Source organism: Novipirellula rosea, from assembly GCF_039541335.1.
In the GTDB taxonomy this organism is placed as follows: domain Bacteria; phylum Planctomycetota; class Planctomycetia; order Pirellulales; family Pirellulaceae; genus Novipirellula; species Novipirellula rosea.
In genome coordinates, this window is record NZ_BAABGA010000043.1 from 20,293 (window position 1) to 32,997 (window position 12,705).

At 55.7% G+C, this 12,705-nt stretch carries 7 protein-coding genes; 3 read left to right on the forward strand and 4 right to left on the reverse strand.

The window, feature by feature from the left end:
* Positions 1–30: 30 nt before the first annotated feature.
* Complete coding sequence (locus ABD971_RS17500; RefSeq protein ID WP_345324165.1) at positions 31–2,649, forward strand: hypothetical protein; 2,619 nt, start codon at positions 31–33, stop codon at positions 2,647–2,649.
* Between the two features lie 85 nt (positions 2,650–2,734).
* On the opposite strand, the gene ABD971_RS17505 is transcribed toward ABD971_RS17500, so the two are convergent.
* The 4 genes from ABD971_RS17505 to dnaK form a co-directional block, all read right to left on the reverse strand.
* Positions 2,735–4,339 (reverse strand): GspE/PulE family protein, encoded by a 1,605-nt coding sequence (locus ABD971_RS17505; protein ID WP_345324167.1) that lies wholly within the window; start codon positions 4,337–4,339, stop codon positions 2,735–2,737.
* Positions 4,340–4,388: 49 nt separating this feature from the next.
* A complete protein-coding gene (locus ABD971_RS17510; protein ID WP_339946466.1) occupies positions 4,389–4,826 on the reverse strand; it encodes a hypothetical protein in 438 nt (145 codons plus the stop codon).
* Positions 4,827–5,224: 398 nt separating this feature from the next.
* On the reverse strand, positions 5,225–7,870 hold the full coding sequence (gene clpB, locus ABD971_RS17515; protein ID WP_345324169.1) for an ATP-dependent chaperone ClpB: 2,646 nt from the start codon (positions 7,868–7,870) through the stop codon (positions 5,225–5,227).
* 378 nt (positions 7,871–8,248) lie between these two features.
* Positions 8,249–10,192: a molecular chaperone DnaK gene (gene dnaK, locus ABD971_RS17520; RefSeq protein ID WP_339946468.1), complete on the reverse strand. Its 1,944-nt coding sequence runs from the start codon at positions 10,190–10,192 to the stop codon at positions 8,249–8,251.
* Between the two features lie 410 nt (positions 10,193–10,602).
* On the opposite strand from dnaK, the gene pheA reads away from it, so the two are divergent.
* Positions 10,603–11,700 carry a prephenate dehydratase gene (pheA, locus tag ABD971_RS17525; protein WP_345324172.1) on the forward strand — a complete coding sequence of 366 codons (1,098 nt, stop codon included), beginning with the start codon at positions 10,603–10,605 and terminating at the stop codon, positions 11,698–11,700.
* A 98-nt stretch (positions 11,701–11,798) separates the two neighbouring features.
* Positions 11,799–12,614: a TrmH family RNA methyltransferase gene (locus ABD971_RS17530; protein ID WP_345324174.1), complete on the forward strand. Its 816-nt coding sequence runs from the start codon at positions 11,799–11,801 to the stop codon at positions 12,612–12,614.
* Positions 12,615–12,705 lie beyond the last annotated feature (91 nt).

The window sequence follows — 12,705 nt, forward strand, 5'->3', positions numbered from 1 at the left end:
GTTCGGTACAACTCAATCACGACTACGATCATGCGACTAACTCTTCGCACCTTGCTGGCCTATCTCGACAACACCTTGGACCCTAATGACGCAGAATCGCTGCGGGTGAAAGTCGCCGAGAGCGGTTTTGCGGGGCAATTGGTCCAGCGGATTCGTACTAATCTGGCGAAAACCAATCTCTCGGCGCCCGCGCCCGATGCGGTGGGCCCGGTCGAAGAAGCCAACGTGATTAGCGAATACCTCGACAGCACGTTGTCGGCCGAACAGATCTCGGAAATCGAACGAGCGTGTTTGGAATCGGACCAACAGCTCGCCGAAGCGGCGGCATGTCATCAAATCCTGACCATGGTTTTGGGCAAGACGGCCGAGGTGTCTCCGGAACTGCGGCAGCGGATTTACTCGTTGCCTGATCGGGATATCGCGGATCTGGCCACGGCGGGCAGTTTTTCATCGGTAGCAATGCCCGATGCCGATCCAACTCAGATCAGTCCTCAGCCGGTTTCGGATATCGAGGTGCCGGCGGGAAGTGAGCAATCGGAACTCGATGCGTTGCATGAAGCGGCAACCCAGTCCAACACGGCACATCCCGGCGGTGTGGTTCAACCGGTCGGCCCCGGCGATTCGGGCGTATCGGATGCTCCGACACGGATCCGCCAATCGGATGCATTGGAAGTTCGTCGACGCGACGCGATGATGAATAGTGGTCGTCCGCGCTCGGCACTCGAGGCGGCGCAGATGTACGGTGGGTCGATACGGACAAGCCGGATTGCGCCGTGGTTGGTATCGTTGGCACTCGCTGCGGTGTTGTTGTTTGCACTGGTTCGCATCTTTGAACCGCTCGTAAACCGATCGACGGTGGCCGAGGCAGATTCGGGACCGACTTGGTCCGACGTCGAAACCGACGATTTTGGCTCGCCGATTGAACCGACTAAAGAGATCGAAGTGTCGGCCAGCGATGCGCCCGCGATGGTCCCGGTGGGGACTCCGGGTCGAGAGATGACTCCAGCAGCGGAGACAGGCGACAGCAGTCCAGCCGTTGAGAATCTTCCCACCCCTGCACCACTTCCCGCACCCACGGGGACCCCAGTTGCGGGAAGCCCAGACGCAGGAAGCCCAGACGCAGCAACCTCGGAAACAGCAACCTCGGATGCAGTGACTTCGGTCGCGCCAAGTCCAGAAAAGGATCCGATGGCTCCTCCGATACCAGCGGTCGATGGTACCGATTTGCCGCCGGGGGGAACCAGTGAAGCGATGCCATCACCGGCGAGTGAACCTAAATCAGAGAGTGAAAGTGCTGCGATTCCTGCACCTACCGGCAGCCCCGCTTCCCCCGCTCCCCGCAGCGACGTCGACACTCCGGCGGTAACCGAAGTGCCCGCGCCAGCCGGACCCGCAGGTGTCCCGACCGCGAGCGATCCCAAAGCCGAGATGACGGCGACCGGTGACGACGCGGGCGCTCCTCCGACAATCAAAGAAGTCACGGATCCCAAAGCGGCTGCGGACACGGCGAAGCTTCCCAGAGTTGCTGTGGCCAAAGTGACAAGCGATTCCGCACTCGTTTTTGCGATTGGCGATGATGGAACCCCGGTTCAAATCAGCAAGGATGCGGTAATTGGTACCGAGCAGACGGTCGTTTGTGCGCCAACCTATCGTGTTCGGCTAGACACGGTCGATGATATGGCGGTGACATTGGTCGGCCCATCGAAGGTTCGCTGGACCAGAGGCGGTGAAGAGAAACCGGTGTTGAATGTGGATTATGGTCGCATCATGCTCGAGGCTCTCAAGCCCGGTGCATCAATCGATGTGATCATCGACAACAAGTCACTGACGTTAGATTTTCCCGACATCGAATCGCTTGTTGCCATGACGATGGCCCATTTCCGCGCTCCCGGTTTTGATCCGCTGAAGAAAGAAAACCACATCAATACGGTTGGCGTGTTTGTCGCTCAAGGCAAAATCGGGCTGTCGGATAGCGAGAACCAGATTGATCTGGCAACAGGTCAACGCTGGGTGCGACGCGGTGCGGAACCGGGCGCTGCGTCCGAATCGAAGACACCACTCGCGTGGATCACCCCACCGGATCCGAACGATCAATCGCTCGAGTCGTCGGCGCGTGAAGCACTGTTGGGCTTGATGATCCCCGATCAACCGGTCGAGATCTCACTTCGCGAAGCCACCATGTTCCGCCGTAGCGAAGCGGGGGCGCTAGCGGCGCGGACTTTGTTGTCTCTGGGACGGCCCGACGTATTTTTCGGAGGCGACGGGATGCTCAGCCAAGCGGACCAACGTTCGTACTGGAGTGATCATTACACCGCCCTGCTAAATGCGGTTGACCGCGATGTCGAAACAGCAGAAAGGGTCAAAGACGCGATCGAGCGGATGGATCAAGGCAACGCCAGAACTTTGTTTCAGTTGCTTGTTGGCTTCTCGCAAAAACAACTTCAAGAGGGGGGCGACGAAATGCTTGTCCGCAGTCTCGATTCACCATCGATGTCGGTCCGAGCACTCGCTTTGGAAAATTTGCGTAAGATCACCGGCGTGACACTCAGTTTCCGCCCTGAACAAGAAAATGCAGCTCGACGTGGTCAGGCGATCAAGAAATGGGAAGCTCGCCAACGCAAAGAAGACATTCGCTGGGCAACCCCATAGACGCGGCGAAGCTGCGAGTCATCGCGAATGGTGTGGGGCAAGCTCTCGACGCCATTCGCGTTTTGATCGCGGAGTGTCAACGAGATTATCGGAGCGAGTCGGTGGCGACGGAGCCGGCCAGAACGTGGGATGCTACGACGTCGACGATCCGGGTTTTCGACTCCGGCTCGCTTTGCCGCACCTCAAATGCGACGATGTTTCCGTCATAGCCTGAATCACGGCATGCGGCACAGCCACTCGGACACGATACCATCGTGTCGATGTCCACTCCGAATTGCTCCGCTTCCTCGGGATGAATCGGACGCGAAAGGCAACATTTGCGACACAACCGATTTAGTTTTTGATGCGAAACGATGGCGGACAAAACCTTGTCCAATTCGCCCTCTTCCAAACCGAGCTGTTTCAATCGGACCGGCGTCATCGACGGATCTGCACTTTCGATCGTTGCGATCACCAAACGTCCCATCGCTGCTTCGTGCATGGCAGCGCGAGCGACGTCACGGTTGTCTAGCTTGTCGATCGCAATCACATCGGGCGATTGTCTGGCCAGCGATTCCATTGCAGCCACTTTGTCCATTTCCGCGTGCTTGCAGAGCGAAAGTTGATTGATCCCTTCGCAGGGCATCGACATTGAATCTTCTAATGCGCAAATCAGCAGACTCGGATCATTCAATTCAGCCAACATCGAGTACAGTGTCGTTGTTTTGCCGCTTTGACGTGGGCCCGCCAAGACAATCAAGCCACTTCGTTTACGAAGCACGCTTTGAACGACTTCGAGCTGCGCTCGCTGAAACCCGAGCTGATCGATGCTCACGGGGATTGACTGGGAAATCGTGCGAGTCAAATTTAGCATCGTGCCCGAAGTCGCTGGACAAAACGAGGCAAAGATCGAGACGCGTTTTGCTCCCAAACGAACGCGAAATTCACCGGATGCCGATGTCGACTGCAGACTCGCTCGGTCGCTATCACGCAAATGCATACGCGATGCAACTTGGGCTAGAATCTCGTTCCCCTCGACTCGGCTGAGTCCCTGCAGCACATACATCCCCTTGGGACCACGCGCTCGCACTCGAAACGCGTGCTGATGAGGCTCGATGACAATCTGCGTGACCACTTCTTGAACCAGCGGACGCAAAATGTGAGGCAATGGATTTTTTGTCGCAATCGCCTTTCCCGAATCCTCGGGCGATACTGGCAATGGCAACGCGGGCGGTTGTGACGCGGTTTGGCTCGCCGACATCATCGTCGACTTTTTGGGAACCACCAATGCCGTCAATTCGTCGCCGTACAGCGTTTTAATCAAGCGATCCATCACGGTCGCAGTGGCGAATAGCGGCTGCATTTGGCGGCCGGTCAAACGCCGGATTTCGTCAGCCAGCAGCAAGCTGTCAGGTTCGATCACCGCAACTTCGACGATCTTCCCATCGTCGCTCAGCGGGGCTACCTGATTACGAAAACACCATTGGCTTGGCAGTCTTTCGGCAATGCCGGGATCGATCGGCAGCGGCGCATCTTCGGGAGGATCAAAGAATGGAAGTGCGTAGTATTTCGCATACTGCTGGGCCAGTTCGGTAGTGACGTCGCGGCGCTGGACTTCCACATCGTAGGCGAGCCCTGAAAAATCAGCGAGTTCCATGGGACCGTCCATCAACAATTCGACGGGACCCACAACATTAATCGGTGCAGACATCGGTGCAGACATGGAAAATGTTCAACCAGCAAGGAAAGTAGCGAAGGGTTTAACGCAAAATGGCAAGCGTCGACACGCGATTGATTCGTACGTGCCCCGGATCGTAAGGTAGGATCGACGCCTCGACCGACGATTGACTGGCGTCGAACCCGGCACCATTAAAGGTGATCGCATAAGGGCCAAACAGCGGCGCCGCGCCAGCGCGATGTAACTGCAATTCCCATCCGGGAAACACTCCATCGTGTCTCGATATCTTGATCTCGCCCACCGCAAAATAGGCGGGCGAAGGAATCGACAAGTCGAGATCTGCAAGCCGGTTCGCGTATTTGCCCGTTCGCACAAAATGAAGGTGCTGCGAAAATTGAATATCCTCGAGATAATCAAACGCATTGGCGACTCGCGATTGCTCGACCGCACGCGAATGGACCGCAAATCCAACGGCGAAAAACACCACGGTGACCACCAGAAGCAGGATCACATGGATCATCGCTAGACCTCGACGAGGTCGCGATCGGCACAGGCCAGCTCGATTCGAATCAGTATTCATCAACCAACATCAGCAGAGTAAGAGACGCTGATGAAGGGATAGCTTAGAACCCAAGCGGTGTCGCCTACGATTCGCCGAATCGCCCCGCTGGAGTTCAATAATTAGCGAAACGTGACGGCTTGTACGAACCACACGGATTGGGGGTGCTGTTCGTATTATGCGGGAGATTCTAGCCGCGACAGGATTCCCGTGTGTCATCCAGGGGGTGGGCTGGGATGAAATTTTGTCACGCTACAAGGCGTTCCGGTGGTGTTCGCAGAGCTCGACCACCGGTTCATTGCCGAAACGCCCTGAAACGCCCTGAAACGTTCTGAAACGTTCTGGAACGTCGCCTGCCCCTAGCTTCCGGAGAACATGTATTCGCCTTCCTGGAAATCAACTCGCACGGTCGTCCCTTCAGGATACGAGCTTTTCAGCAGTGCACTGGCCAAGCGATTCTGAACCTCGTTCTGAATCACTCGCTTCAGCGGTCGTGCTCCGTACACCGGATCGTAACCCGTCGATGCGATTTCATCGATAGCGGCCTCGGACACATCCAATCGCAAACCATTTTGTTCTAGTCGGCTGCCAAGAGAGGCGAGTTGCAACTTGACAATCTGGCGAATCTCTTTGCGATTGAGTGGTTTGAAGATGACAATATCATCGATCCGATTCAAAAACTCTGGCAAAAAACGTGCTCGCAACGATTCTTGAACCGCTTCGTGCATCTCTTGCTCATCGCCCCCTTGTTCGGTGACCTGTTGAATCACTTGGCTGCCCGCATTGCTGGTCATCACGATGACCGAATTCGAGAAGTCGACGGTACGTCCATGACCATCGGTCAACCGGCCATCGTCAAGGACTTGTAACAGGATGTTAAAGACATCGGGATGCGCTTTTTCCATTTCGTCAAGCAGGATTACGCCATAGGGGCGTCGCCGAACTGCTTCGGTCAACTTGCCCCCTTCTTCGTAACCCACGTATCCCGGAGGGGCACCGATCAAACGAGCGACGCTGTGCCGTTCCATAAACTCGCTCATGTCGATCCGCACCATCGCTTGCTCGTCATCAAACATCACTTCGGCGAGCGCTTTACATAACTCAGTTTTGCCGACTCCGGTGGGGCCGAGGAACAGGAACGAACCAATCGGACGATTCGGATCTTGCAGTCCACTACGACTACGCCGTACGGCGTCGGAAACCGACTGGACCGCTTCGTCTTGACCGATCACACGTTGATGGAGCCGTTCTTCCATGACCAACAATTTCGCCCGCTCGGTTTCGAGCATTCGGCTCAGCGGGACTCCGGTCCATGCACTGACGACTTCGGCGATCTCTTCTTCGGTCACGTCATGACGCAGTAACCGCCGTCGATCCTCGTGGCTCTCGGCATCCTCTTTGGGGGCTGCGTCGCGCTGTTCGGCGTCATCAAGTTTGGCTTGTAATTCGGTCAAACGAGCGCGGACTTCGAGCATCTCGCGATAGACGTCTTCGGGGCTTTCGCCACGCAGTTGTTTTTGTTTGGCTTCGGAATCGAGTGTTGTAAATCGGTGCTCGAGCCGCTCGACTTCCTGACGCACCGATTGGACATCGTCGAGTCCCATCTTTTCCGCATCCCACTGCTCACGAAGACTCGCGAGTTCATGGTTCAGCGACTCCATCTCGCCTTCAACTTCCTCGCGTTTTTCCACCGCCGACTCTTCGGTTTCATCGACAAGTTGCCGATGGGCAAGTTCGAGTTGACGTAAGCGACGCTGAATTCGATCGATCGGCTCGGGCACACTTTCCTTTTCCATGGCCAATCGGCTGGCCGCTTCGTCGACCAAGTCAATTGCTTTGTCCGGCAAGAAACGGTCGGCGATGTAACGGTTCGAAAGGTTCGCAGCGGCCACCAACGCGCTGTCGGTGATGCGGACACCGTGATGCGATTCGTAGCGAGATTTCAGACCTCGCAAAATCGCGATCGTATCGTCGACCGTGGGTTCGCCTACGTAGACCGGTTGGAAACGACGCTCGAGTGCCGCATCCTTTTCGATGTTCTGACGATACTCGTCCAGCGTTGTCGCTCCGATACAACGAAGCACTCCACGTGCGAGTTCCGGCTTTAGCAGGTTCGCCGCGTCGGGCGACCCTTCGGCTTTCCCGGCACCGACGACAAGATGCAATTCGTCGATAAACAGGATCACCTGTCCGTTAGCATCTTTGACCTCGCGGAGCACCGCTTTGAGTCGTTCTTCGAAATCGCCTCGGAATTTGGCTCCGGCGACAAGTGCTCCCATGTCGAGCGAAATGACTCGCTTGTCTTTCAAACTTTGCGGAACGTCGCCCTCGAAAATACGCAGCGCCAAACCTTCGGCAATCGCCGTTTTGCCGACTCCGGGTTGACCAATCAGAACAGGATTGTTTTTCGTACGCCGCGACAAAACTTGAATCACACGCCGAATTTCGTTGTCACGGCCGATCACCGGATCGAGCGTCCCCTTGGCCGCCAATTGCGTCAGATCGATCCCGTACTTTTCCAGGGCTTGGTAAGTGTCTTCGGCGTTTTGATCGGTGACGCGCGCCGAGCCACGCACTTCGCTCATTGCCTTGAGCACATCCGCGTCCTTGACTCCCATCAACTTCAACAAGTTGCTGGCTTTGCTTTCGACCTTGGAAATCCCCAGCAAGAGATGTTCGGTGCTGACGTATTCGTCTTTTAGTTTTGCAGCGACATCGGCTGCGGCGTCAAAGGTGCGTTGCAGTGTTGGCGCGATCCCCGGTTGGCGACCGCCGGAAACCGATGGCACTTTCGCCAACTCGCTCGCGACCAGCTCTTTCAGTTTGCCAGCGTCGGCATTCATTTTCTTCAGCATCGGTCGCGTGATGCCATCGGTCTCGTCGAGCATTGCTGCCAGCAGATGCAACGGCAAGATCTCAGGGTTTCCCGACGACGCGGCCTGGGATTGGGCTTCCGCAACAAGCGATTGGGCCTTGGTGGTGAGCTTATCAAATCGAAACGCCATGACAGAAAACTCCTTTACTGAAAAAGCAGCACCACATCTCGACCTAGCGTGGATCGCAGGTTGTGGTCGGGGGACGGATCCCAACACGCATCCCCCCAAAGAATGAAAGCGTGCTAAGCAACGAGCGGTTCAAACGAGCGGTTTATCACTGCCGTAGCCGATCTCGTCGGGCGTAGAGTCCCATTGTGTTTTTAGACGTTGTGATACGCTGCAACCGGAGGACTCGCGCCGCGAGCGCTGATGATGTAGATGGCTGCGGCTCACGGAGATCGGATCGGAGTCCGATCGATAATTTGGCCAGCTTAGCGGGTGAGGCCGGGATCGGCGTCACCCGCTAATGTCTCGGATCATTCGCTGAGTCAAACTCAGCGACATCAATTAGTCTTTGACTTCGAAATCGGCGTCGATCGCGTCGTCATCTTCGCTTGACGCAGCCGCTGCACCGGATGCTGCAGCAGCGCCAGCGTCACCGGCCGCGGGTCCCGCAGCTTCGGTTTTTTCATACAGCACCTTACTGAACGCTTGCGAAGCGGCATCCAACTCTTCGGTAGCCTGCTTGATCGCAGCCGTATCCGAACCTTCGGCAGCCGTCTTGACCTTTTCGATCGCCTTGTTCATCGGTTCAGTGTCCGAATCACTCAGCTTGTCCTTGTTCTCGGTCATCAGTTTTTCAAGCTGATAGACCTGTTGGTGAGCCTTGTTCTTCGCTTCGACCAATTCGAATTGACGCTTGTCCTCTTCGGCGTTGGTTTCGGCATCCTTCCGCATTTGCTCGATCTCGTCTTCGCCGAGAGCGCCTGCTTCTTTGATTTGTACCGAAGCCTCTTTGCCTGTTTTCAGTTCCTTGGCGGAAACCGCAAGGATACCGTTCTGGTCAATGTCAAATTTGACTTCGATCTGAGGAACCCCACGTGGTTGTGGTGGAATACCTTCAAGATTGAACTCGCCGAGCAAACGGTTGCTTGCAGCCATCTTGCGTTCCCCTTGGAACACGCGGACGGTGACTGCGGTTTGGTTGTCTGCCGCGGTGCTGAAGACGTTCTTCTTTTCCACAGGGATCGTGGTGTTACGCTCGACAAGCGCGGTCATCACGCCACCTTCGGTTTCGATACCCAGCGTCAATGGGTTCACATCCAACAGCAACACGTCGGTACGTTCGCCCGCCAAAACGCTACCTTGGATCGCGGCACCCACGGCAACCACTTCATCAGGGTTAACGCCTTGATGAGGCTCTTTGCCAAAGATCTCTTTGACGATTTGACGAACCTTAGGCACACGGGTGCTACCGCCGACCAAAACGATTTCGTCGATGTCGCTCGGTTTCATGCCAGCGTCTTCAAGCGCCTGCAATACAGGCTTCTTGCATTGCTCGACCAAGGGATCGATCAACTCTTCGAACTTGCTACGAGTGATCTTCATCGTCAAGTGCTTGGGACCTGACTGATCCATCGTGATAAAGGGCAAATTGATATCGGTTTCAGGCAGCGAGCTGAGCTCTTTCTTGGCCTTTTCACATGCCTCTTGCAACCGTTGCAATGCCATCGGATCGTTACGCAAATCGATTGCGTTGTCCTTCTTGAACTGCTCGGCAACGTAGTTGATCAAGGTTTCGTCAAAGTCGTCACCACCGAGATGGGTGTTACCCGAGGTGCTGATCACTTGGAAGACGCGGCTCTCTTGGTCTTCATCACCACTGTCGGCGACTTCCAAAACCGAAACGTCAAACGTACCGCCCCCGAGGTCAAAGACGATGATCTTTTCGTCTTTCTTTTTGTCCAAACCGTAAGCCAACGCAGCGGCAGTCGGCTCGTTGATAATTCGCGCGACTTCCAAACCCGCGATCTGGCCCGCGTCTTTGGTGGCTTGACGTTGAGCATCGTTAAAGTAGGCCGGAACGGTGATTACCGCCTTGTTGACCTTGTGGCCCAAATAGGACTCTGCCGATTCTTTCAACTTACGAAGAACCTTGGCCGAGATTTCTTGTGGCGTGTATTCTTTATCGCCCACTTTGATTTTGACGTATTCCGATGCGGCACCGGTCACGCCATAAGGAACCATCTTCTCTTCGGATTCCACTTCGTTGTGACGGCGGCCCATGAAACGCTTGGCCGAGTACACAGTGCGTTTGGGGTTGGTGACCGCTTGGCGACGTGCGGGTTCGCCCACAATGGTGTCTTCTTTGTCCGTAAACGCGACAACACTGGGGGTCAAGCGGTTTCCTTCAGGGTTCGGAATCACCTTAGGTTCGCTACCTTCCATAACCGCGACCACACTGTTCGTGGTGCCGAGGTCGATCCCGATAATTTTTTCGCCTTGAGCCATTACTAAATTCTCCTGTCTCTCGATTCGTTCGGTTGTCGCGTTAAACGTTTAGGTTTAGGTGACAAGTTTCAATTGGATAGGTTGGGTCATTGCCCCACTGGACTGGTTGTCGATTCGTCAGCTTGAGGCGAGACGATCTGTAGATTGGCAAAGCCTGTGCCGAACTGGCGTCTGACGCCCCAGTTTTTTCCTGGCAGCCAAGAAAAGCCCGGTTTTTCTCGCGAAACTCGTTTTTCCCGTCGACGACATTGACTCCGACCGGGTAATTTCTGGCAGACGCGTCCCGAAGGACTTCATCGAGTTTTCAGGGCGGTGTCAAAATGACAGTATTCGATTTGCTGCCATGCGATTGCCCTGCTCCTCCCAAGAAACCTTTACACCCCATCTCTCACTCTCAATCCTCACTTTCCATGCCAAATTCGAACCAAGACAAGATCGATGCGATCGACCGCGACATCCTGACCCTGGTGGACCAGCGGGCTGCGTTGGTGATCGAGGATGCGAAATCGAGTGATCCCAGCGAGCAAGCGTCCAGCACCGGGCCGATGGCGTTGTCGAGTCGGCACATCGATCGCTTGATCGCTGCGCTCGGCAATGCGGCAGCTCCGGACGTCGCAAACACCACATCGGCTGAATCCAAGCGTGATATCCTACGCCACATCGCCAGCGTTTGCCTCGCCTCGGTCCGGCCGATTCGCGTCGCCTTTCTCGGCCCCGAATACAGCTACAGCCACCTCGCGTCGCTCAAATACTTTGGCCAAGGGGCCGACTTTGCCCCGCTGAACTCCATCCCGGCTGTTTTTGAATCCGTTTCGCGAGGCGACTTGGCGACGGGAGTCGTCCCGATTGAAAACAGTACCGATGGCGGGATCGTCGATACGCTTGGGATGTTTGTCCGATTGCAAATGCAGATTTGTGGCGAAGTCGTGCTGCCCATCCATCACAATCTGTTGTCCGCCTCGCCGCGAGAAGCAATCACCGAGATACACAGTAAGCCGCAAGCGCTGTCGCAATGCCGCGGCTACCTAGCGACCCACTTTCCAGGTGCGCGTTTGGTGGAAACGACCAGCACCACGGCCGCAGCTAAATTGGCTTCGGAACAGCCCGGTGTCGCCGCCGTCGCCAGTCTCGAAGCGGGACGGCAATACGACTTGGAAGTGCTCGGGGCCAGCATCGAAGACAATCCTAACAACGTCACCCGCTTTGCCGTGCTGGGCAAAGACCGACCGCAACGGACCGGTGACGACAAAACATCGCTGCTGTTTCAAATCAATCATCAACCCGGCACGCTTGCCGACGTGATGACGATTTTCAAAACCAATCAATTGAACATGACATGGATCGAGTCGTTCCCCTGTCCTGAAACTCGCAACGAATACTTGTTCTTCGTCGAGTTGACCGGCCACCGCGACGACGAATCGGTTGCCGATGCGATCGCCACCCTTTCCAAACAAACCAAGCGACTCGACGTGCTAGGTTCGTACCCCAAAGCACAACACGTCGAATAGACTTCCCCCAATGTGGGATAGACGTCCAGGCTGTCATCTGTCACCAGTCTTCCTCCATCCACCCTCATTCTCCTTCCCGTATCCTCCACCCTCTATCGATGAACCCATCCCGAGTGATCCAGGCGACCGGAATCGACGATCCCCGGATCGCCAAATATCGCGACTTGCGTCATCGTGAATTATCGAAGGACGGAAGCCATTTTGTTGTCGAGGGAAATTGGGTGGTTCGCCGTTTGATCGAAAGCGATTACAAAATCGAATCGATCTTGGTACAGCAGCACCGCAGCGACGAATACGCCGAAATCGTCCCCGCGAATGTGCCGATCTACACGCTGTCCGATGCCGATATCTCCCAATTGATCGGGTTCGAGTTTCATCGTGGCGTGTTGGCGTGTGGCGTTCGTCCGGAGATTCCTACGATCGACGACTTCATTGCACTGCCCACGATCCCGAAACTCAGCGTCGCGCTGCTGGGTGTTTCGGAGCCGGAGAACGTCGGCAGTATTTTTCGCAGTGCTGCCGCCTTGGGCATCGATCATATTTTTGTCGATCGAAAAACGATTGATCCTTTCCACCGACGGGTGATTCGGGTCAGCATGGCCGCGGTGTTCAAACATCGTCTGTTTCGCTTGGACGATCCACTGGCTGACTTGCAGCGTTTGACCACGGCCACCACCATTCGCACGATCGCCTCGACATTGCAATCACCTGCTACACGGGTGAAAGACGTTCGCGTCAATGACACACCCGCCCTGCTGATCGTCGGCAACGAAGCGAGCGGCGTTGAGTTGGCCATTCAAAACTTTGCATCTGACCGAGTCACCATCCCGATGCAGCTCGGAACCGACAGTCTGAACGTCGCCGTCGCCACCGCAATCCTGATGCACGCCTTGGCCGATCCCGACAACGCGTAAGCAGGCAGGACGCAATCCATCGGTGTCACTTCGCGTTTTCTCGCCCGCGAATCATGCGAACAAACGCAATTCAAACCGCTACAGCAAAGCG

Coding starts and splice junctions, on each gene's coding strand:
- ABD971_RS17510 (WP_339946466.1), bottom strand. CDS start 4,826: ATGATCCATGTGATCCTGCTTCTGGTGGTCACCGTGGTGTTTTTCGCC.
- pheA (WP_345324172.1), top strand. CDS start 10,603: ATGCCAAATTCGAACCAAGACAAGATCGATGCGATCGACCGCGACATC.
- dnaK (WP_339946468.1), bottom strand. CDS start 10,192: ATGGCTCAAGGCGAAAAAATTATCGGGATCGACCTCGGCACCACGAAC.
- clpB (WP_345324169.1), bottom strand. CDS start 7,870: ATGGCGTTTCGATTTGATAAGCTCACCACCAAGGCCCAATCGCTTGTT.
- ABD971_RS17500 (WP_345324165.1), top strand. CDS start 31: ATGCGACTAACTCTTCGCACCTTGCTGGCCTATCTCGACAACACCTTG.
- ABD971_RS17505 (WP_345324167.1), bottom strand. CDS start 4,339: ATGTCTGCACCGATTAATGTTGTGGGTCCCGTCGAATTGTTGATGGAC.
- ABD971_RS17530 (WP_345324174.1), top strand. CDS start 11,799: ATGAACCCATCCCGAGTGATCCAGGCGACCGGAATCGACGATCCCCGG.